Below are 21,732 nucleotides of genomic sequence, written 5' to 3'. Positions count from 1 at the left end.
TAGCTACTATTGTTAATAAGAGATTAATTAAGTGTCGTACAAGATTGTTAGTTTGCAAGTTTAAACGCGAGAAATAATGCTTAACTTATTTAATATTGAAAAAGAAAGTCCAATACAACAAATAGATAGCGACTGTCTAAAAAAGAGAAACATACGGTTAAGTATAAAAAGAGATGACTTACTTCACCCGCTAATAAGTGGTAATAAATGGCGTAAGCTAAAATATAATTTACAGCAAATGCAAGCCCTTAATAAAACACAACTACTCACCTTTGGGGGGGCTTTTTCTAATCATGTTCACGCCTGTGCAGGGGCGGGTAAACTATTTAATATAAAAACCCACGCCATAATTAGAGGGCCACACTTAGATACTCAAAACCCCACCCTGCAATTTGCTAAACAGTGTGCTATGGATTTACATGCGGTTACTCGTATTGAATATAAGCAGCGCCATGACCCAGATTATTTAGCCCATTTGCAAGCACGCTTTACACAAGCCTATATAATCCCTGAAGGTGGAAGTAATACATACGCCCTGCCTGGGTGTGCTGAGCTTGCTAAAAGCTTACCAAAGCATGATTACTTAGTATGCCCCACCGGGAGTGGAGGAACACTTGCAGGCTTAATTGAAGGTAGCTATGAGGCCACACAGCTGTTAGGAATTGCGGTATTAAAACAAGCCGAGTACTTGAACAAAGAAATTACAGCACTCAGTAAAAAAGCAGCTCAGCAATCCAATTGGCAGCTACTTACTGAGTTTCATGATGGCGGTTATGGCAAATTTAGTAATGACTTATGGCAGTTTTGCCAACGCATGCAACAGCAACATAACTTACCTCTTGAACCTATATACAGCGGTAAAATGATGTATGCACTATGGCAACTTATCGAGCAAGATTACTTTGCTGCTGGTAGTCATATAATGGCGATTCATACAGGCGGTTTACAAGGGCTCAATGGGCTAAAATATCGAGGCCTGATCTAAGGCTATTAACCTCTGGGTATTAAAACATGCTTACTTAGGGCCAGTTTAACCACGGTGCAATGTGTAACCTAGTGAGCTCTACAACCGCTGCTAGAGTGGCCCTTTTGGCTGTACTTAGCTTAAAAGGATTAACTGGCCTTAGTAAAACGTGGCATGCGTGTATTCCTGCAAGGGCTCAGAAAAGTAAAAACCTTGTGCGGCAACTACGCCTAGTTTAGCCAACATAAGTAGCTCTTTTTGGGTTTCTACACCCACCGCGTATACAGGTATATTGAGCAACTTGCTTTGCGCCACAATGTTTTTAACTTGTTTTTGCTGTTGTGTTTTTTCATCCACATTATGAACAAGCGGATAACCCAGTTTTATACCGCTAACTAATTTTTGAGAAGCAATTTGGTTAATGTGCTCCACATTCTGTACATTATCAATCACCAGCAAACTTTGTAGGGCTGTCAGTTTTTCAAAGGCGCCTGCTAGTTGCGCTTGGTACTTAATAAAGTCTGCTTCGCTAATTTCAAACTGTAACTTTCGCTTTGTCGTAAAATCTTTCATATTAGTGACAAACCAGCTCCAAAACTGCTCGTTAAACCAATTACTTATATGCAAATTAACGCTCACCGTTAGAGCACTGGGCTCAGCTAAAATAAGCTTTTTAACTTGAAGTAGCACCGCTTTATCTAACTCAAATGCTTGGTGATTGTTAAAGTCTTGATTAATAAAGTAACGCGCAGCTAATAAACCGTGCGGTTGCTGCCTAATTCTTATTAGCACTTCATGTTGTACAATATCGCCGCTGGTGATCATAAATAACGGTTGAAAGAACAAGATAAATTTATTCTTTTTAATATTTTCAATAACCTGCTTACTTGAAATTAAGTTCCCTTGCTCGTGCTGTAACGCGAGCCTATGCCAGTGCTGAATTAAGCTTTTTTCTGAAAATACTAAGGCCGACTTAGCGAGTTTAAAAATAACGGGTTGCTCAGCCGCATATCGATAATCGCACAAACCAACCTTTATGTTTTTACGCGTTACTGTGCTTCGATAACGCTTACAAATTTGATAAACGCATTCGTGTAGGCTTTCACTGTATGTATCTAGCTTTGCTACGGGGATATTATTTAAAGTAATAGCAAGGTTGTTAGCATCAAATACATTAACTGATACTGCAGGAAGCTCTTTAAAATATTTTGCTATCAATACCTTAAAGCTTGCTTGGGTATCGGTATTTTCATCAAACACACAATCACATTTCACTATGGCAAATAAGCTATGTCGCGCTGCACTAACACCGTACATAGACTTTACTTCGCAGTTTAATGTGGTGATTTGCGTAGAAAGTTTTTTTGCAGCTTTAGTTTTGCTGTAAGGCAATGGCAGGTTCGCTGCCGGTTTTGTTACTAATACTTTCCACCATCTAACCCACCAGCTAGTGGCACCTAATATAATGATATTTAATAGTAAAAATAAGTAAGCTTGCTCCACCCAGGCAGGCCAGTGGTATAAACTTATGCTGAGCGTTTTATAGCTAAATACATCGTGCTGTATATCAACTAAGTATTTGAAGTGTTCGGCATTGGAGTGTGCAGCCAGCATAAAGCCCTTACTTTGCACCAATGCCTGCACTATTTCTTTATCGGCATTGGCATTAATTTGCAGCTCAAAAATTTGCTGTGTTAACTGCTGACCATTTTTATGAATTTTTTTATGGAGCGTATCATTTAAAAGCACATTAAAAATAATTACCACCAGCGTGAAACTGGTTAAGTAAATTATTTTTTTTTGCTCAGCAATTTTTATTAAGGCTTTATGCATAGTGCTCTCTGTGGCAACGCGACTATTTAAAGTGTTGTTCAAAATAGTCATTAGCACAAGCAGGCAAAGCAAGTTTAAATGTTTATAATTTTGCTAAACAAAAAAACCCCGTGTAAACGGGGTTTTGGCAAATAGTTTATTACTTTTAGGGTTGCTCGCCCTGCGCGTTTAATATCATTTCGCCGTCTTCTTTGTATAGCTCGCCTTTAGGCCATTGCGCTAACAACGTTAAAACTTGCTCACTAGGGCGACATAGCTTAACCCCTTTTTCGGTGCACACTATAGGTCTATTAACCAGTATAGGGTGCTCAAGCATGGCCTCTAAAATAGCTTCGTCTGTTACATTTTCATTTAACAAGCCTAGTTCTTCAGCAGGCGATTTATTCACTCTCAGCGCTGTTTTTGGTGTTAAGTTTGCTGCGGCAAATAACGCTAACAATTGAGGTTTTGTCCAGCCCTCTTTAAGGTATTCAATAACCGTGGGGTTATAACCAGCGGCTTTAATAATCTGCAATACATTGCGCGATGTACCACAATCAGGATTATGATGAATAACGACCATGACACTCTCCTAGTTAAACCAATGACGCGTTTTATTAGCAAAATAAACTAAGCTAAGCATAACAGGTACTTCAACAAGAACGCCCACAACGGTGGCAAGCGCAGCACCAGAGTGTAAACCAAATAATGAAATGGCTACGGCAACAGCGAGTTCAAAAAAGTTAGAAGTTGCAATCATGCAAGCTGGAGCTGCAATATTATGAGCTAGGCCCATTTTTTTTGCGGCTATATAGGCTATTGCAAAAATACCGTACGTTTGAATAAGCAGCGGAATAGCAATCAATACAATGGCTTCTGGGTTATCTATTAATGTTTGAGACTGAAAACCAAATAAAAGTGCCACCGTTGCCAGTAAGCCAATTATAGAATACGGTTTCATTACCTTTAAAAAGTGATTTAACCGTGTGTGATCTTCACCCTTATCTAACTTTTTGCGGGTAATAGCGCCTGCTATTAATGGAATAAGTACATACAAAACCACCGAGAGTAATAACGTGTCCCACGGTACCGTTATGTCTGTTACCCCTAGTAATAAACCTGCGATGGGCGCAAAGGCAAAAATCATAATAATATCGTTGATAGATACCTGCACTAACGTGTAATTAGCATCGCCTTTTGTTAATTGGCTCCACACAAACACCATTGCAGTACATGGTGCTACTCCTAATAAAATCATACCGGCTATGTATTCTGTTGCCGTTTGAGGGTCAACAAAGTCTGCAAAAATGCCTTTAAAAAATAGCCACCCTAGTAAGGCCATGGTAAAAGGTTTTATGAGCCAGTTGATAACGACTGTCAGTACTAAGCCTTTAGGCTTTTTGCCTACATCTTTAATAGAAGAGAAGTCAATTTGCACCATCATTGGGTAAATCATAAACCAAATGAGTACAGCGATAACAATATTTACATGTGCATATTCTAAGCTTGCAACAACACTAAATACATCGGGTACGGTGTAACCGGCGACAATCCCTACCGCGATTGCCAGCGCAACCCACACCGATAAAAAGCGCTCAAATAACCCCACAGTAACCTCCTAAATGTCTTTTTGATTTACGCGTTTACTGAGCTGCTCTGCTGTTTCTACTCGCTCAGAGTATCTATCAACAAAGTAATCTTTTTGGTCGCGCATTAATAAGGTAAATTTTACGAGCTCTTCCATTACATCCACAATTCGATTGTAAAAAGCGGAAGGCTTCATTCGGCCATTCTCTTCAAATTCTAAAAACGCTTTAGGCACCGATGACTGATTAGGTATTGTTACCATGCGCATCCAGCGCCCTAATACGCGTAACTGATTAACCACATTAAATGACTGCGAACCACCACAAACCTGCAGCACAGCCAGCGTTTTTCCTTGTGTAGGTCTTACGCCACCCAGGTTTAATGGAACCCAATCAATCTGGTTTTTAAATACACTCGTCATAGCACCGTGTCGCTCCGGCGAGCACCATACTTGCCCTTCAGACCAGAGCATTAAATCACGTAGCTCTTGCACCTTAGGGTGCGTCTCATCTTCACTATCTGTTATGGGTAAACCTTCAGGGTTAAATATTTTAACCTCAGCACCAAAGTGGGTTAGCAAGCGTGCACTTTCTTCTATAACTAACTTGCTATATGAGCGGGCTCTTAGCGATCCGTATAACAATAAGATTTTAGGTTTATGAGATGAAAACGTTAGCGTGAAATCCTTAACGGTAGGAGGAGTGCTTTGTGAAAGTTCTAAATTAGGTAGCTCGTGTTCAATTGATTTACTCATAATCCTTAACCTTGTAGTTCTATAGCGAACTAAATATATATGAAAAAACGAATATATGAAATTTCACATATTAAAAGGTGTGAGTCAAACCCTATTTATATAAATTTTGCGTTTGGTTTTTTAACGTTGCAGGCGTTAAAGCCTGCTATTAAAGGTAGGTAATTGATAAGTTTATTTATTTAAGCAGCTAATTATTGTATCGCGTAATGTTTTAGCTTTTATTGGTTTAGCAACATGTGCATTCATACCAATAGATAGGTAGTGAGTAATATCATCTTTCATTACGTTTGCAGTTAACGCAATGATAGGCATAGAGGCAAGCGCAGTATTGCTATCACTGCGTATTACTTTAGTCGCTTCTACACCGTCCATAATGGGCATATGAATATCCATTAAAATAATATCAAACGTTTCTAATTTTACGGTTTGTATGCATTCTAAGCCATTTTCAACTACGTGCACTTGCGCCCCACTGGCGGCTAATATATCGGATACAATTAACCTGTTTATGGCGTTATCTTCCACAACGAGTATTTTTACCCCTTGCAGTGGCTTTTCGGTGGCAGGTTTATGGGTATTACTTGTAGAAGGGCTAACCACTTTGCTTTTCATCGCTTCAAATAACACGCTGGTAAGCACAGGCTTATGCAAAATAGTTTTAATGTTTATTTTTTTAGCTATGTCGTAAATTGCGTCGTTTTTGCTTGCTGTAAGTACAATAATATTGTTGCAAAGCTGTGGGTTCACTTTGTAAATGCGGGTAAAAAACGTTTCACTGCTCATGGTCGGCATTTCACAATCAACAATAATAATTTTATAAGTGTTTATATTTTTTTTAATTATCTCTATTGCATCACTTGCCTGCGTGCAAGGTGTACAACGCAGCCCCATTGCACTAAGCTGACTTTTAATTAAGCTTAAATCATCTTCGTTATCATCTATTAGTAATACATCAAATGGTTCAGCAAATGATAACTGTGGGCTGTCTTCTATTAATGCTTGGGTGTTTACCTCAACGTTTATGGTAGCAATAAACTCACTGCCTTCACCTTGCGTGCTGCTTACAGAAATATCGCCACCCATTGCTTGGCATAAACGTTTACTAATGGCTAAGCCTAACCCCGTTCCCCCGTATTTTCGGGTTGTAGAGCTGTCGGCCTGAGTAAATGATTCAAACAAGTTAGGTAAGCTTTTTTCATCAATACCTATGCCGGTATCTTTAACACTAAAGCGTAAAACAGTACTTTTGGTGTCATGGGGGGCTTCTTCTGCGTCTATTTGCACCGAAACAGCTCCATTAGAGGTAAACTTAATCGCGTTAGAGCACAAGTTAATTAATACTTGGTTTATACGCACCACATCGCCAACTAAGTTATGTTTCACGTTATCACTAATATTAATCTCAAACGCAATACCTTTACTCCGCGCCCTATTTTCAAATGTGGTCGTTATATAATCGACAACCGCGTTTAACGAAAATGCAAAGGCCTCGAGTTTGATATTTCCTGACTCGATTTTTGAAAAATCTAAAATGTCATTAATAACCACAAGCAATTGATCTGACGAGTACTTTATTTTTTCTAAATATTGTTTATCTTCTTCAGGTAAGTTTTTGCCCAATAAAATATTTGTCAGCCCTATAATGCCACTCATTGGGGTTCTGATCTCGTGACTCATATTGGCTAAAAATTCAGATTTTGACGAGGTAAGTTGCTCAGCTTCTTCTTTAGCTTGTAATAGCTCTTTAGTGCGTTGCTCTACACGCGATTCAAGTCGTAGCTTTTCTTCATCAAGCGCGTTTACAAGCTGAATGCGGCGGCGGTTTAATCGTAATACAAACACTAAAAAAGCGCTCAATACAAAAATAGTAATGGCGGCGCTGTAAATTAACACTTTATTTTGTTCAAAGTAACTCGGCTTGTAATAAGCAATAATCGATTTTTCTGGCAGGCTTTGCGGGGCAACATTATATTTTTTTAGCTGTCGCCAATCGTATTTATGAACACTTAATTTTTCATCGCTTATAGTAGGTAACACGTTATTTTCACTGTAAGAAATAATAGCTTCACCCACGCGTTTACCTATTTTCTCACCTGATAAAACATAACCACCCACTACACCTGAGCCCAACAAAACTTCCCAGTAGCTAAAAATGGGGGCGTTACTGTGCTGAGCGAGTAAGCTGACGAGCTGATACGGGCTAATCGACTTATTTTCGTAATTTCTAAATATAGGGGTAAATAAAATAATAGCGTCTGAAGGCGCATTTTTTATTTTTGTCATCAGTTCAGCAGCCGGAAGATCAAACCATTGCTCAACTTCTAAATACGAAAAATCTTGGCTGATAATATTAAACAGCCCCGTATAAAAGTTTATACCTATTTCATTTTTAGTATCTAAGATGACTATGAGCTTTTTAGGTTTCATTAAATTAACCGCGCTAGCGGTTGCTTGCTTGTAGTCTAACTTAGCCTGCATTGAGGCATTATTAGTGTTTGCCGGTAGCCTAAACTGTTCGCCAGGTTCTAAATAAATTTTTGCTGTGCTAGTAAAAAAATCATTCAATTGCGATATTAACGTGGCAGCTGAGGGGGATTGCGTGACAATTATATCAATGTGCTTATTTTTATATTTTTGCTTAAGGTAGTCGCTCATTAATTGCGTTTGAGTGGCCTCATCAAAGCGCCCTACATCAATGTTTTCAACAAAAAGCTCATAGTCAAAAGTCCGTGTTGATAGCTCGCTATTTAAGCCCTCTTCAACACTTTTATGCCAAGGCATATGTTGGTTGGTAGAATTTATAAATAAGACATTGGTAATTTTAGAATCCGGTTGAGCGCTTACCGGCAAACTGGCAAATTGAAAAACAAGAAATAAAAATAAAATAATGGCTTTCATGTTTCTCATAGTTGCTTGAAGTAATTAGTACCACTAGAGTAGATGTTAATTAGTTACAAATCAATTAAATGAGATGTAAATTACAAAGGTGTATTTGCGTTTTTTCGCATTTACGCCTCGCTAATTATTGCGGCGCATAAGTTAGCTAAAAGCGCTTTTATAAAGCCAACTCAATTACGCATGCTAAGCTGAATTTCTGCTTGGGCATTAAGTGCCATTTCTACAAACGCTTGCGTGGTAGCACTGCTGTTAATTTGCTTGTATTGCAGCTGCAAATAAATTTGTGTGTCGACCTTTTCTAACTCTATAAAATGGCATCCCTCGCTATATAATTTACTTACACAATAAGGCGCTATAGCTAACCCTAAACCAGCGGCAACCTCTGTTACTAAGGTTTGCATATGCCTTGGTTGACTAATAATGTTAGGTGAAAAGCCAGCGCGCTTGCAACGAGTAATAATTTCATCAAACAACCCTAAGGCTTCGTCGCGATTAAAAAGAATAAATGGCTCATTTTTAAGGGTTTTCAAATCAATAGTTTGCACCGATGCAAAGGGATGATTTTTGTTGACCACCGCTACGAGGCGGTCGACGTACATAGTTTCACTTATAAACTCATCGGCTATGGTGCTTGGTAACGGCCGAGAAAACGCGACATCTACCCGTTCGTTTTTAAGGGCCTCTATTTGCTCGGTCGCGGTCATTTCTAGCAAGGTAACGTGAACATTAGGAAACTGCGACTTATACGTTCGGATTAATTTGGCCAAAAATGTTAAACATGCAGAGCTTAAATACGCAATACTCAGCGAGCCTAACTGCCCGCTATCGACCAGTTTAACCTTATTTTTAGCCCGCTCTGTAAGCTCTAAAATTGCCGTGGCATCTTTAACTAACTGCTCTCCCGCTTGCGTGATCGACACCTCCCGAGAGTTACGGGTAAACAAGCTAACACCTAGCTGCTCTTCTAACGAAGAAATATGGCGACTTATAGCGGGTTGAACTGTATGTAGCTCTTGAGCCGCTTCGGAAAAGCTCAGGTGCTTAGCCACTGCAATAAAGCTTTTTAATATTTTTATATCCATGTGCGACTCAAATTTGCTCTGTGTGAGAGGTATAGCAATAACTATACGTTATTTGTATAGATTCCATCAAATTTAAACATTTCTAATATCGATAATCTCTCTCTATCATTCGCCTACCTTTTAATGTTGGAGAGCAAAATGTCCCAAGTAACGCAAAGCGCCTCGTTAAGTCGCTTTATTTTATTGTTGATGACAACCGCCATTGCAGCAACCGCTGCAAACCTATATTACAGCCAGCCAATTTTACCCCTGATTGGTAACGAGTTTAATTTAACGGATTCACAACTTGGTAGCATTCCCGCATTTACTCAATTTGGTTACGCTTTTGCCCTATTGTTTATTTCGCCGCTGGGGGATTCTATTGCGCGTCGTCGCTTAATAAGCATTTTATCGGGCTTACTGGTTATTGCATGTAGCTTTGCCGTATTTACACCTAACTTACCGCTGTTATTAATGTCGGTATTTTTAATAGGGGTAAGTGCCAACATTACCCAGCAATTAATCCCTTTTGCGGCATCACTTGTATCTGCTGAAAATAAAGGGGCGACATTGGGCACCTTAATGATGGGTCTAACCATTGGTATTTTACTTTCACGCACGTTAAGCGGTTTTGTAGGAGAGCACTTTGGTTGGCGTGGTGTATTTGTTATGTCTGCAATATTAGCTGCGCTATTTGGTGTACTACTTAGGCTCTTTTTACCTCTAAATAAACCACACACTAGCTTATGTTACTGGCCGCTACTTAAAAGTACAGTGGCGTTATTTAAACAGCACAAACCATTACAAGTGTTTACTTTAACTGGCGCGCTTTGGTTTGCTGCTTTTAATGTACTGTGGGCTACTTTAGCTATTTATGTCAGTGATGCACCTTTTAACTACAGTGCCCAAGAGACCGGATTATTTGGCATCATCGCATTAGCTGGCGTAATAGGGGCTAAGTCTTCGGGTAAGTGGGTCAATGCGTTGGGCTCTAAAAAATTAGTCATGATAGTACTCACACTTGCCGCAATTGGTTTTGCTATTACAGCCGTTTTTTTAGGAAACCTAATAGCCCTAATTATCGGTATTATTTTAATCGACTTCGCTATTTTTAGCGCACAAGTAGCTAATCAAGTCCGCGTATTTAGCATAGACCCAAGCGCACAAAGCCGTATTAATGGTGTTTACATGCTCGGCTACTACTTAGGCGGCGCCTTTGGCTCAATTATTGGTGTGAAAGCCTTTGCTTTGTACCAGTGGCCTGGCGTAGTCGTCCTTAGTGTAGTGTTAATTACCATCAGCGCTGCTTTTAACTCTCTCGCAAAAAAATAACCGCCATTAACTCCTTGCAACTAAGCGTAAGTCCCCCTTAGTTGCCCCATTTAAAAACAGAGAATACTTATGAATAAACTCAATAACGCAGGAAGCTACACTTTGCTGTGTATAGCTTGCTTAACAATCATGGTGGGTGCATTGGTTGCACCTGGTTTAATCAGTATATCAACAGCCCTCAATGTTGCTGACAGTGCGGTATTTTTAGTGACCTTACCGGCTTTAGGGGCTGTTATATTTGCGCCTATTGCAGGTAAATTAATTGATAAATATGGCGCTTACCGTTCATTAATTATTGGCTTATTTTTATACGGCTTTTTAGGTGCAAGCGTGTATTGGTTACAAGGGCCGTTATTGGTTTTTGCTAACCGTATTTTGCTTGGCGGTGTTACCTCAATTGTTATGGCCGGTTGTACCGTTTTAATATCACAGTGGTACTTTGGTAAAGCGCGCCTAGGCATGCTTGCTAAGCAAGGCATGGCACTAGAGCTCGGTGGCGTTATATTTCTATTTATAGGTGGCCTACTTGCTGTGCAGCATTGGGCTTTACCATTATCGTTGTACCTTATTTCTTGGGTATTTTTAGCCATGTTGCTACTTTTTGTGCCGCGTAATCACCCTCAAGCACAAGAGGCACAAGAGGCACAAGCAACACAAGAGCACGTAATATCAAATAATGGCTTGTCTCTTAAGCATGTGTATTCGCTGGCTGTGCTTGCAATGGTCACGTTTTTTAGCGCAATTGTTTTACTACCCAGCACAATGCATGCGCAAAATTATAATGAAGAACAAGTAGGGTTTTTACTCTCTTTCATTTCGTTAGTGGCTGTTGTTGGGGCACATTTTATGCCTCAGTTAACTAAAAAAATGGGCGAGCAAAAAGTACTTGCACTGGCATTTATAGGCTATGGGGCATCATTTGCTTTCTTTTTACAAACGGGTACAGCGTTATTGGTAATAGGCGCTGTGTTTAGCGGTATTGGCTTTGGTTTTAGCATCCCACTATTAAACCATATGACCGTAGAGCGTAGCGCAGCCTCTGTTCGCGGTCGTAACCTCTCTTATTTCACAATGGCTGTTTTTTCTGGGCAATTTTTAACATCGTTTGTTGAATATATCCCAGGAGGCACTCGCAATATTTTTATTAGCTGTATCAGCTTATGTGCACTCACTGCGCTGTACTTATTTGTTAAAAAAAATCATTCACAATCAGTATAAAAGAGGTTTTTATGTCAGAGTCATTTAAATTAATAGCCGGTAATTTTTTTTCCAACAGTTACCGCACACTTGCTCGATGGGACAACCGCAGATCTAAGTAAGCCCACGGTGGCGCCGAGTGGCAAATGCTCGTGGTATACAGAGGCAAGCACTGCCCGCTTTGTATGCGTTACTTAAATTTACTAGAAGCGCAATTACCCGCATTAAAGGAACTTGGCGTAAGCGTTTGTGCTGTTTCTGCAGATAACCGCGCACAGCTAACACAATGCATGGACACGCTCTCGGTTAGCTTTCCTATAGCTTATGGTTTAACACAGCAGCAAATGAAACAACTTGGGCTGTATATTTCCTCACCTCGCTCTGAGCAAGAAACCGACCACAACTTTGCAGAGCCCGCTATTTTTGTCGTAAATGAGCAAGGGATATTGCAAGCAGTAAATATTTCTAATGCCCCGTATTTACGCCCTGACTTAGACGTGGTTGTAAGAGGCCTAAAGTTTATTAAAGAGCAAAATAACTACCCTATTCGCGGCACTGTTGTGTAACCATTTAAATTGCAGCCGTGGCGTTTATTACCTTACGGCTGCTTTATTAAGGCAATAAGCTTTCATGAAAAACTTATTTAGTAACCTTTTAAATTTAGCCAGCGCGCTTTTTATGTTTCAGTTTGCCCTGCCAAAATTATTAGCAGCGCAAGTAAGCGTTAAAACCTTTAGCTACTTTGCGCAGGTACTGCCCGTTAACGCTAAAATTTATATGTATAGCGTTGGTTTACTGGAGTTGGTAGTGGGTTTAATGATGCTTGCTCTTTTGTTTATTAAAAATGAAAAGCAAAAAGCACTGTTTACCTATGTTGCATATGTTTTATTGGCGGGTACGTTAATTGGGGCACTGTTACATGAATATTTTGTTCGCCCCGAGCCAATTGCTCAGTTAGTCACTTACTCAGGCTGCTTTTTAGTTATATGTGCCATACAATTTTTAGCCTATAAAAAGGCGCTAATAGCACGTTTTGAGTGACTTTAAAGTGTTAAATGGTAGATAGAAACAGCACCTTTTGTACTAAAACGTGTAGTTACAAAAAAGCCGCTTAATAGCGGCTTTTAATATTATTTTTCAACATTTGACGTTTTGTCTTTGGTTAGAACGGAATGTCGTCATCAAAATCTATTGTTGGTTCCATAGGATTTGATGCACCGCCCTGAGGGCCGTTTTGCGGCTTAGGTGCAAAACCACCTTGCTGCTGTGGCGCATTACTTTGCCCAGGAGCAAAGCCACTGTTGTTTGATTGTTGGTATTGGTTATTTTGCTGTGGAGCAGGTGCTGCAGCTGGGCGTTGTGCTGGTGCAGCTTGTTGCTGTGGTGCATAACCACCTTGCTGGCTGTTTTGAGCTTGGTTGTTTTGACCATAGCCACCGCCTTGTTGATTATTTTGGTAACCGCCACCTTGTTGGCCGCCTTGATTACCTTGATAACCACCACCTTGCTGATCGCCACCGCGAGCGCCTAGCATTTGCATTTGACCCGTAAAGCCATCAACAACGATTTCTGTTGTGTATTTTTCTTGGCCTTGTTGGTCGGTCCATTTACGTGTTTGAAGTTTACCTTCAACGTAAATTTGCGAGCCTTTACGGCAGTACTCACCAACAATTTCAGCTAGCTTGCCAAAAAATACTACACGGTGCCATTCAGTTTTATCAACCATTTGGCCAGTGTTTTTGTCTTTATAGCTGTCTGACGTTGCTAAGGTAATATTTGCTACACCATTGCCATTAGGCATGTAACGAACTTCAGGATCTTGTCCTAAATTACCAACCAAAATTACTTTGTTCACACCGCGTGCCATGGAACCATCTCCTATAAACGTTAGATTAAACCAGCTACTTTACGTGCTTGGTCTAGGTCAAATTCTTTATCATTAATCTTTAAATAGCTGCGGCTTTCGTCGCGTACTACTGTTGCTTCTATTACGCCAGGTAAAGCAACTAGCTGAGAAGCAAGTGCTTGAGCTTGCTCTTCAGAACTTAAATTGGTCATTAAACTAATAACTTTACTTTTCGGTGGGACTTGCATTTTCCACGCAATAATAAGCCATATTAACCCAACAAGTGCCGCTGCCGCAAACACAGCTTGCGTACTTGTAGTTTGGGCAACATAACCCCCTAAAATACCACCTAAAAAAGCCCCCAAAAACTGGCTAGACGAATACCCACCCATTGCCGAACCTTTTTGGCTAGCGGGCGCAATACGCGATACAAGCGCAGGCATAGTGGCTTCTAAAAAATTAAATGCTACAAAATAAAGCAACATACAAATGGCAATGCCAACCACGCTATTCACCCAAATAGACATAGCAAACATACTAATAGAAAGCAGTGCTACTGAGCCAATAAACGCTTGTTTTTCTTTTTCTTTTTTAATGGCAATAATCATAATAGGGACCATTAAAATAAACGCTAACAGCAATACCGGAATATATAAATACCAATGGTGGTTTGCCACTAAGCCATCTTTTATTAGTTGGCTGGGTAGCACCACAAAAATAGTGGTTAGCGTTAAATGTAGCAGTAATACGCCTGCATTTAAGCGCGATAATTGCGGATGCTTAATAAGCTTTTTAATATCACTAAAGCTTGCCAAGGTATCGCCTTTGGGCGCTTTGTTTACTGCGTTGGGCACTAAAAATAAAATAATACCAATACCGAACACGGCAAGTATTGCTGTTAACCAAAATACCCCCGCTACACCCCACGACGCGGCAACAATAGGCCCAAGTAACATAGCAAAAGCAAAGCTCATGCCTATACTCATACCAATTACGGCCATTACTTTAGGGCGCTGTTCGTCGCGGCTTAGGTCGCTGGCAAAAGCAAGCAGCGCACTGGCTATAGCGCCCATACCTTGCAATGCACGGCCCACTGTAACCATTTGAATAGATTCAGCAAGGGCTGCAATAACAGAGCCCAACGCAAACACAACTAAGCCACCAACAATGACTTTTTTACGGCCTATTTTATCTGACAAACGCCCCATAGGAATTTGCAGTACCGCTTGCGTTAAGCCATACGCGCCAATAGCAAATCCTATCCACATAGGCGAAAAACCATCAAGCGATTGGCCATAAATAGCCAATACAGGCATCAGCATAAACAAGCCGAGCATTCTAAATGCAAACACACTCGCCAGCGATACAGCGGCGCGCTTTTCTCGTGAATTAAGTGAAGATGCGGTCATTATCTGCGTATTCTTACGATATGAAAAATTTAGGCTGGGATTCTACCACAAGCTTGGCAATAATTAATCGCCTATAAGTAAGGATTTTTTCGTTGATCATTGATTAATAATGTTTCGTATTATGCGATACTGGACAAATAATTTTGGTAATAAACGAGATAGCATGGAAAACATTGAAGTCCGAGGCGCCCGTACGCACAATTTAAAAGACATCAGCCTAACCATCCCACGTGATAAATTAATTGTTATCACAGGCCTATCTGGTTCGGGAAAGTCATCACTGGCATTTGATACTTTATATGCAGAAGGACAGCGTCGTTATGTTGAGTCACTTTCTGCCTACGCAAGGCAATTTTTATCGTTAATGGAAAAGCCTGACGTTGATCATATTGAAGGCCTCTCTCCCGCCATTTCTATTGAGCAAAAATCTACATCGCACAATCCTCGCTCAACAGTGGGTACCATTACCGAAATATACGATTACTTGCGTTTAATGTTTGCCCGCGTGGGCGAACCACGGTGCCCAACCCACGACTTACCACTTGCAGCACAAACAATTAGCCAAATGGTTGATACCGTTTTAGCACTGCCAGAGGGCACTAAGCTGATGCTTTTAGCGCCAGTGGTTAAAGATCGTAAAGGTGAGCACGTTAAATTACTTGAGCAACTTGCAAGCCAAGGCTACATTCGCGCTCGTATAGACGGCGAAGTATGCGACTTATCAGATCCGCCAACACTTGAGCTTCATAAAAAACACACTATTGAAGTGGTTGTTGACCGCTTTAAAGTAAAAGATGGCCAACAGCAGCGTTTAGCAGAGTCGTTCGAAACCGCACTAGAGATGTCTGGCGGTGTGGCAAATGTAGCCTACATGGACGACAGCACGATAGAAGAAATGCTGTTCTCGGCAAATTTTGCCTGCCCTACCTGTGGCTACGCAATGACCGAATTAGAACCGCGTTTATTTTCGTTTAATAACCCTGCCGGTGCGTGTCAAAGCTGTGATGGTTTAGGCGTACGCCAATACTTTGATCCTAACCGTGTGGTGCATAACCCAGAGCTCAGCCTTGCCGGTGGTGCTATTAAAGGATGGGATAAACGCAGCTTTTATTATTTTCAAATGCTACAGGCGGTCGCCGAGCACTATAACTTTGATTTAGATGTGCCATTTGAAAAGCTGGCTAAAGAATCGCAAAAAATTATTTTAGAAGGCTCAGGGCAAACAAAAATAGCCTTTAACTACCGTAACGACAGAGGCGATTTAATAACACGCAACCACGAGTTTGAAGGCGTGTTAAACAACATGAACCGTCGCTATCGCGAAACTGAGTCAAACTCAGTGCGTGAAGAGCTCGCTAAATATCAAACTAGCCAAGCGTGTCCTAGTTGTCATGGCTCGCGTTTACGCCAAGAAGCACGCCACGTATTTATAGGTCAAACAAACCTACCTGCTATTACAACTATGAGTATTGGCGAAGCGATGGACTTTTTTGAAGGGCTATCACTAACAGGCCAAAAAGCCCAAATAGCTGAAAAAATCCTGAAAGAAATTCGCGACCGCTTATCGTTTTTAATTAATGTAGGCCTTAATTACTTATCGCTTGAGCGCAGTGCCGATACCCTCTCCGGTGGTGAAGCCCAGCGTATTCGTTTAGCCAGCCAAATAGGTGCAGGCCTTGTAGGCGTAATGTACGTACTGGATGAACCATCAATTGGTTTACACCAGCGCGATAACGACCGTTTATTACAAACATTGGTGCATTTACGCGACTTAGGCAACACCGTGATTGTAGTTGAGCATGATGAAGATGCCATTCGCGCAGCCGATCACATTATTGATATTGGCCCAGGCGCGGGAGTGCACGGCGGACATATTATTGCACAAGGTACACGTGACGATATTTTAGCCACTAAAGACTCGGTAACTGGCCAGTTTTTATCAGGCGTGCGCAAAATAGAAGTGCCACAAGAGCGTAACCCAACCAGCGACAAATGGCTTGAGCTATTTGGTGCCACAGGTAATAACCTAAAAAATGTAGACTTAAAAATTCCATTTGGCTTATTAACCTGTATTACAGGGGTATCAGGCTCAGGTAAATCAACGCTCATTAACGATACACTCTTTAAGCTTGCGCATACCGAGCTTAACGGCGCGACCACAGCAGAAGCCGCGCCTTACAAGTCAATTAGTGGCCTTGAACATTTTGACAAAGTGATTGATATTGACCAAAGCCCAATTGGTCGTACACCGCGCTCAAACCCTGCAACCTACACAGGTATTTTTACCGGTATTCGTGAGTTATTTGCAGGGACACAAGAAGCCCGCTCTCGCGGCTATAAAGTAGGTCGCTTTAGCTTTAACGTAAAAGGCGGGCGCTGTGAAGCTTGCCAAGGCGATGGCGTAATTAAAGTAGAAATGCACTTTTTACCTGATGTATATGTACCGTGTGATGTATGTAAGGGCGCGCGCTATAACCGCGAAACCTTAGAAGTACAATACAAAGGTAAAAACATTCACCAAGTGCTCGAAATGACCGTTGAAGACGCGCACGACTACTTTGATAAAATACCTGCAATAGCGCGTAAACTTAAAACGCTAATGGACGTTGGTTTATCGTATATTCGCCTAGGGCAAGCTGCTACCACGCTCTCTGGTGGTGAAGCACAACGTGTAAAACTGGCTCGTGAGCTTTCTAAACGCGATACAGGTAAAACATTGTATATACTTGATGAGCCAACAACCGGCCTTCACTTTGCCGATATTGAACAACTACTTGTGGTATTACATCGCCTGCGCGATCATGGTAATACCATTGTGGTAATTGAGCATAACTTAGATGTGGTTAAAACCGCAGACTGGGTGGTTGATTTAGGCCCTGAAGGGGGCGCTGGCGGCGGTGAAATACTCATTGCAGGCACGCCTGAAGTAGTAGCCGAATGTGAACGCTCGCATACTGGGCATTACCTAAAGCCCCTATTAAAATAACTGGGGTTTATTACCTCATACGATAAGGAAAGTCGGTGTTAAGGCGTTATAAAATGGCGAGCCAGTAGGCTATTTAAAAAGCTGCAAAAAAAATTGCAGCCTCTTAAAGCTGATATTGATAAGCATATTAAACCCATATGGTTTAGCCTTAGCACCGCGCAAAAGCTTTACTTAGCAGCGCTTATATCTGTGATTTTCTTTAAATCCTGGTCACTTTGCGCGCTTTTAACAATGACTGCCTTGGTAATTGAATTTTGGCCAAAGTTTAATAAACTATGGCACTCTTTAGCAGGCAAAGCTTTAATTTTGGTTTTTTATGCAACCATTGCTAATTTTGTTTTGGCAAATGCAAGCAGTATTGTTAACGATGTAACTCACGTATCAGCTGCAAACATGAGCTACACACACAATTTTGCAACTTTGATATATTTACCCATTTGGGCATTAGGAATTACACTCTGTACATTACTAATATTTCAATTTATTTTACCCTTTTATATCATAATGCTGTTACTTATAAAGCCATTTGGATCGCAAAGCATTAAATATATAAGTCAAAGCTACTCTCCCTTACTTACCGCATCTATTAGATTAATATTAGCCTTCATAACTTTAAGTACCCTCTATCCTTTATTGGACGATAGGGATGAAGCAACATTTCTATCAGATATAGAAAACGGTTTCTATTTTGGAAGAGAGCTGGCTAGTGACTCTCCTGAAGTGAAGGGGCATGCTATGGTCAACCTAAATGAAAGGCTGGCTAAACAGGAAACAAAAACTCAACCCAGCTCGCCAAAAGCAGAAGAAATAAATGAATTCGCCGAATCTGCAAGTTCATTTGTTGCTACTGAAGGTTATTTTGGGCGTAGTAAACACCTTATAGCGATGTTTGCATTTAATTACGAAGCGGATGAATACTCAAGGTGTAAAAAAGCCAAAAATAGCAAAGTGGTAGAGTTGAACGATTACGAAATAGTAGAGATTACGCCAAATGAAACTATGCCTTATGGCTATTCTTTTATTGTAAAAGCCTGCGAATCGCCTGCGTTTAAGTCCACTAGCTAATAAATTATAGCTTTTTTAAGTGATGAATGAAGTATTAGAAGTTATAAAAAATGCCGCTAAATTTAGCGGCATTTTTATTTGCTTATACTAATTTATGTACGAGGAATAAACCCTAGTGCATCGTAAACCGATTTAAGTGTTTTTTCTGCACGTACACTGGCTTTTTCTGCGCCTGATTTCATGATGCTATCAAGTAGGTTTTGATCTTCTCTGATCTCTTTAAAACGAGCTTGGATTGGCTCAATCATGCTAACAACTGCATCGGCTGTGTCTTTTTTCAGGTGGCCATACATTTTATCTTCGTACTCTGGCACTAAGTCTTCAATTGAGCGCTTAGTGGCTACGCTTAATAAAGTAAGTAAATTAGAAACGCCTGGCTTTTCAGTACGGTCAAAGTAAATACGCGCTTGCTCGTCTGAATCGGTTACTGCTTTTTTAAGCTTTTTCTCAATCTTTTTAGGCTCATCTAATAGCATGATGTAGCCATTAGGGTTTTCATCAGACTTAGACATTTTTTTGAGCGGATCTTGAAGGCTCATTACGCGTGCGCCAAATTCTGGAATATATGGCTCAGGTAACTTAAATACGTCACCGTATAAATTATTAAAGCGTGTCGCTATATCACGCGTTAACTCTAAGTGCTGCTTTTGGTCATCCCCTACTGGTACTTGGTCTGCTTGGTATAATAAAATATCCGCTGCTTGCAATACTGGGTACGAAAATAAACCGACGTTTACATTGTTAGCATGCTTAGATGACTTATCTTTAAACTGAGTCATGCGGTTAAGCTCGCCCATTTGTGCGTAACAATTTAGTACCCATGCTAACTGCGCGTGTTCTGGCACTTGCGACTGTACAAATAAGGCCGATTTTTCAGGATCTATGCCACATGCCGCGTATAACGCTATACCATCTAATACACGAGAGCGAAGAAGTTCAGGCTCTTGGCGAACAGTAATCGCGTGTAAATCAACTAGCATAAAGAAACTTTCGTGGTCTTCCTGTAGCTTTAGCCACTGGTTAATAGCGCCAACGTAGTTGCCTATTGTCATACCACCGGTTGGCTGAATGCCACTTAAAACTACTGGTTTACTCATGATTTTCCTTTAGTGTTTAGTTAATTAAAAATTTTAATGCTGTGTTAGTGTTGGTATTATATCTAAGAAGTTATCGCATAGGTACTGTGGATTATAATCCTCAAGATTTTCGCCTTGGTTATAACCATAATCCACCGCTATTACATCAATTTTAGCGGCATGTGCTGCCAATATATCGCTTTTTGAATCGCCAATCATAATAGCCTTACTCGGCTCAACATTCAGCTTGTTACATGCATACAATAAAGGCGCTGGTGAAGGCTTTTTAGCCATATCGTCTCCACACACTATCACTTCAAAGTGACTGGTAAGGGAAAGCTTATCAAGTAGTAGCTCGGTAAATAGGCGCGCCTTATTAGTAACAAGTGCTTTTGGCATGCCCCGCAAAGCACTGAGCCCTGTTTCTACATGCTGATACAACACACTATACTTGCCCACTAGCTGCTCATAATGTTGGTAAAATAAGGCAATGGCTTTTGCACTAAGCGCTTCATCTAAATGTTCGCTAATTTGCATATCGCCGCTGAGTGCACGCTTGACTAGGGTTTCAATACCGTTACCTATCCAGCTTTCAACCAAGCTTTGGCTAACAATAGGAAACGCTAAATCACTCAGTGTTAAGTTTACTGCTAGGTATAAATCGTAAACGCTATCAACAAGTGTGCCGTCAAGGTCGAACAAAGCTACATCATATTTCATTACTTTACGTTTCCTAACTGCTCACGCATTTGATCAATAACAACTTTGTAATCAGGCTCATTAAAAATAGCAGACCCTGCTACAAACATATCGGCACCTGCTTGCGCTGCTGCGGCTATGTTATCAACCTTAATACCACCATCTACTTCTAGGCGAATATCACGACCCGACGCAACTATACGCTGCTTAGCTTGAGCTAGTTTTTCAAGGGTGTGGGGAATAAAGCTTTGGCCGCCAAAGCCTGGGTTTACCGACATTAATAAAATAGTATCTAGCTTATCAATAACGTGATCGAGGTAGCTAAGGCTAGTGGCAGGGTTAAATACTAAGCCTGCTTTACAACCATGGTCTTTAATGAGCTGTATGGTGCGGTCTATATGCTCGCTGGCCTCAGGGTGAAAAGTAATTATTGATGCGCCGGCCTCTGCAAACAAAGGAATTATACTGTCGACTGGTTTTACCATTAGGTGCACATCTATAGGGGCTGTTACACCGTAATCTCTGAGCGCTTTACACACCATAGGCCCAATAGTGAGGTTAGGCACGTAGTGATTGTCCATGACATCAAAATGTACTACATCAGCGCCTGCAGCGAGTACTTTATCCACATCTTCGCCTAATTTTGCAAAATCGGCTGACAAAATAGAAGGCGCAATTAAGTATTTTTGTTCAGGGTTTAACATAGTAATCCGTCAATCAGTAAAATATGCCTTAATGTACCGTAAATGCTGAGGTTTCCCAAGTAATACACTGTAAATTAGGCATAACTAAAAATATCGATTTAAATATATAAGTATTTATTTATAAAAAGCTTTAGGGCGTGTTGAGCTTTAGTGGTTGAGTTTTGGGCAGCATGTTTAATTTTGGTAAGGCCGTGAGTAGACGCACAAGCTTTGCTTACATGATGTAAGCTATTAGATTAACGCAAGAGCAGTTATTGTGCCCACTCGATTACAAACTTCGGGGCGCGCTTTAAAAACTCTTAGCTTGAGAACACACTTTAACTCGCAAGTTTCAACGGGCCT

General features: G+C 40.7%; 18 protein-coding genes. 7 read left to right on the top strand and 11 right to left on the bottom strand.

Going from position 1 to position 21,732, the window contains the following annotated elements:
• The first annotated feature begins 76 nt into the window (after window positions 1-76).
• Window positions 77-985 carry a 1-aminocyclopropane-1-carboxylate deaminase/D-cysteine desulfhydrase gene (locus CWC04_RS10495; RefSeq protein ID WP_138685373.1) on the top strand — a complete coding sequence of 303 codons (909 nt, stop codon included), beginning with the start codon at window positions 77-79 and terminating at the stop codon, window positions 983-985.
• Window positions 986-1,123: 138 nt separating this feature from the next.
• Here the strand turns inward: CWC04_RS10495 and CWC04_RS10490 are convergent, their stop codons facing one another.
• The 6 genes from CWC04_RS10490 to CWC04_RS10465 form a co-directional block, all read right to left on the bottom strand.
• A complete protein-coding gene (locus CWC04_RS10490; protein ID WP_138685372.1) occupies window positions 1,124-2,797 on the bottom strand; it encodes an EAL domain-containing protein in 1,674 nt (557 codons plus the stop codon).
• Between the two features lie 145 nt (window positions 2,798-2,942).
• Window positions 2,943-3,359: an arsenate reductase (glutaredoxin) gene (arsC, locus tag CWC04_RS10485; protein WP_138685371.1), complete on the bottom strand. Its 417-nt coding sequence runs from the start codon at window positions 3,357-3,359 to the stop codon at window positions 2,943-2,945.
• A 9-nt stretch (window positions 3,360-3,368) separates the two neighbouring features.
• A complete protein-coding gene (gene arsB / locus CWC04_RS10480) occupies window positions 3,369-4,385 on the bottom strand; it encodes an ACR3 family arsenite efflux transporter (protein WP_029773089.1) in 1,017 nt (338 codons plus the stop codon).
• A 9-nt stretch (window positions 4,386-4,394) separates the two neighbouring features.
• Window positions 4,395-5,117 carry an arsenical resistance protein ArsH gene (gene arsH / locus CWC04_RS10475; protein ID WP_024032512.1) on the bottom strand — a complete coding sequence of 241 codons (723 nt, stop codon included), beginning with the start codon at window positions 5,115-5,117 and terminating at the stop codon, window positions 4,395-4,397.
• A gap of 171 nt (window positions 5,118-5,288) precedes the next feature.
• A complete protein-coding gene (locus CWC04_RS10470) occupies window positions 5,289-8,015 on the bottom strand; it encodes a response regulator (protein ID WP_138685370.1) in 2,727 nt (908 codons plus the stop codon).
• 170 nt (window positions 8,016-8,185) lie between these two features.
• Window positions 8,186-9,097, bottom strand: coding sequence for a LysR family transcriptional regulator (locus CWC04_RS10465; protein WP_138685369.1), 912 nt, complete (start codon window positions 9,095-9,097; stop codon window positions 8,186-8,188).
• Between the two features lie 138 nt (window positions 9,098-9,235).
• Between CWC04_RS10465 and CWC04_RS10460 the strand changes: the two genes are divergently transcribed.
• The 4 genes from CWC04_RS10460 (at window position 9,236) to CWC04_RS10445 (ending at window position 12,646) form a co-directional block, all read left to right on the top strand.
• Window positions 9,236-10,408 (top strand): MFS transporter, encoded by a 1,173-nt coding sequence (locus CWC04_RS10460; RefSeq protein ID WP_138685368.1) that lies wholly within the window; start codon window positions 9,236-9,238, stop codon window positions 10,406-10,408.
• A gap of 69 nt (window positions 10,409-10,477) precedes the next feature.
• Complete coding sequence (locus CWC04_RS10455; protein ID WP_138685367.1) at window positions 10,478-11,626, top strand: MFS transporter; 1,149 nt, start codon at window positions 10,478-10,480, stop codon at window positions 11,624-11,626.
• A gap of 164 nt (window positions 11,627-11,790) precedes the next feature.
• Complete coding sequence (locus tag CWC04_RS10450; RefSeq protein ID WP_249326119.1) at window positions 11,791-12,171, top strand: redoxin domain-containing protein; 381 nt, start codon at window positions 11,791-11,793, stop codon at window positions 12,169-12,171.
• A gap of 64 nt (window positions 12,172-12,235) precedes the next feature.
• Entirely contained in the window at window positions 12,236-12,646 is a 411-nt protein-coding gene (locus CWC04_RS10445; RefSeq protein ID WP_138685365.1) for a hypothetical protein, read from the top strand.
• Window positions 12,647-12,767: 121 nt separating this feature from the next.
• Here the strand turns inward: CWC04_RS10445 and ssb are convergent, their stop codons facing one another.
• Both ssb and CWC04_RS10435 read right to left on the bottom strand, forming a co-directional pair.
• The gene (gene ssb / locus CWC04_RS10440; RefSeq protein ID WP_138685364.1) at window positions 12,768-13,472 is read right to left on the bottom strand and encodes a single-stranded DNA-binding protein; all 705 of its coding nucleotides are present in this window, start codon (window positions 13,470-13,472) and stop codon (window positions 12,768-12,770) included.
• A gap of 20 nt (window positions 13,473-13,492) precedes the next feature.
• Window positions 13,493-14,860: an MFS transporter gene (locus tag CWC04_RS10435; protein ID WP_024032520.1), complete on the bottom strand. Its 1,368-nt coding sequence runs from the start codon at window positions 14,858-14,860 to the stop codon at window positions 13,493-13,495.
• Window positions 14,861-15,023: 163 nt separating this feature from the next.
• On the opposite strand from CWC04_RS10435, the gene uvrA reads away from it, so the two are divergent.
• Together uvrA and CWC04_RS10425 are read left to right on the top strand one after the other, a co-directional pair.
• Entirely contained in the window at window positions 15,024-17,846 is a 2,823-nt protein-coding gene (gene uvrA / locus CWC04_RS10430; RefSeq protein WP_138685363.1) for an excinuclease ABC subunit UvrA, read from the top strand.
• A gap of 93 nt (window positions 17,847-17,939) precedes the next feature.
• Window positions 17,940-18,911: a hypothetical protein gene (locus tag CWC04_RS10425; RefSeq protein ID WP_249326117.1), complete on the top strand. Its 972-nt coding sequence runs from the start codon at window positions 17,940-17,942 to the stop codon at window positions 18,909-18,911.
• 92 nt (window positions 18,912-19,003) lie between these two features.
• Here the strand turns inward: CWC04_RS10425 and trpS are convergent, their stop codons facing one another.
• From trpS to rpe, 3 genes are read right to left on the bottom strand one after another with little or no spacing between them, the layout of a single operon-like run.
• Window positions 19,004-20,008: a tryptophan--tRNA ligase gene (trpS, locus tag CWC04_RS10420; RefSeq protein ID WP_029771853.1), complete on the bottom strand. Its 1,005-nt coding sequence runs from the start codon at window positions 20,006-20,008 to the stop codon at window positions 19,004-19,006.
• 33 nt (window positions 20,009-20,041) lie between these two features.
• Window positions 20,042-20,707 (bottom strand): phosphoglycolate phosphatase, encoded by a 666-nt coding sequence (locus CWC04_RS10415; protein WP_138685361.1) that lies wholly within the window; start codon window positions 20,705-20,707, stop codon window positions 20,042-20,044.
• Window positions 20,707-21,390 carry a ribulose-phosphate 3-epimerase gene (gene rpe, locus CWC04_RS10410; RefSeq protein ID WP_029771856.1) on the bottom strand — a complete coding sequence of 228 codons (684 nt, stop codon included), beginning with the start codon at window positions 21,388-21,390 and terminating at the stop codon, window positions 20,707-20,709. Before rpe ends, CWC04_RS10415 begins: the two co-directional genes overlap by 1 nt.
• Window positions 21,391-21,732 lie beyond the last annotated feature (342 nt).

Source organism: Pseudoalteromonas sp. S2893 (assembly GCF_005887105.1).
Lineage (GTDB): Bacteria > Pseudomonadota > Gammaproteobacteria > Enterobacterales > Alteromonadaceae > Pseudoalteromonas > Pseudoalteromonas atlantica.
This window is presented reverse-complemented; position numbering and strand designations above follow the sequence as displayed.

Coding starts and splice junctions, on each gene's coding strand:
- CWC04_RS10495 (WP_138685373.1), top strand. CDS start 77: ATGCTTAACTTATTTAATATTGAAAAAGAAAGTCCAATACAACAAATA.
- CWC04_RS10490 (WP_138685372.1), bottom strand. CDS start 2,797: ATGCATAAAGCCTTAATAAAAATTGCTGAGCAAAAAAAAATAATTTAC.
- arsC (WP_138685371.1), bottom strand. CDS start 3,359: ATGGTCGTTATTCATCATAATCCTGATTGTGGTACATCGCGCAATGTA.
- arsH (WP_024032512.1), bottom strand. CDS start 5,117: ATGAGTAAATCAATTGAACACGAGCTACCTAATTTAGAACTTTCACAA.
- CWC04_RS10470 (WP_138685370.1), bottom strand. CDS start 8,015: ATGAAAGCCATTATTTTATTTTTATTTCTTGTTTTTCAATTTGCCAGT.
- CWC04_RS10465 (WP_138685369.1), bottom strand. CDS start 9,097: ATGGATATAAAAATATTAAAAAGCTTTATTGCAGTGGCTAAGCACCTG.
- CWC04_RS10460 (WP_138685368.1), top strand. CDS start 9,236: ATGTCCCAAGTAACGCAAAGCGCCTCGTTAAGTCGCTTTATTTTATTG.
- CWC04_RS10455 (WP_138685367.1), top strand. CDS start 10,478: ATGAATAAACTCAATAACGCAGGAAGCTACACTTTGCTGTGTATAGCT.
- CWC04_RS10450 (WP_249326119.1), top strand. CDS start 11,791: ATGCGTTACTTAAATTTACTAGAAGCGCAATTACCCGCATTAAAGGAA.
- CWC04_RS10445 (WP_138685365.1), top strand. CDS start 12,236: ATGAAAAACTTATTTAGTAACCTTTTAAATTTAGCCAGCGCGCTTTTT.
- ssb (WP_138685364.1), bottom strand. CDS start 13,472: ATGGCACGCGGTGTGAACAAAGTAATTTTGGTTGGTAATTTAGGACAA.
- CWC04_RS10435 (WP_024032520.1), bottom strand. CDS start 14,860: ATGACCGCATCTTCACTTAATTCACGAGAAAAGCGCGCCGCTGTATCG.
- uvrA (WP_138685363.1), top strand. CDS start 15,024: ATGGAAAACATTGAAGTCCGAGGCGCCCGTACGCACAATTTAAAAGAC.
- trpS (WP_029771853.1), bottom strand. CDS start 20,008: ATGAGTAAACCAGTAGTTTTAAGTGGCATTCAGCCAACCGGTGGTATG.
- CWC04_RS10415 (WP_138685361.1), bottom strand. CDS start 20,707: ATGAAATATGATGTAGCTTTGTTCGACCTTGACGGCACACTTGTTGAT.
- rpe (WP_029771856.1), bottom strand. CDS start 21,390: ATGTTAAACCCTGAACAAAAATACTTAATTGCGCCTTCTATTTTGTCA.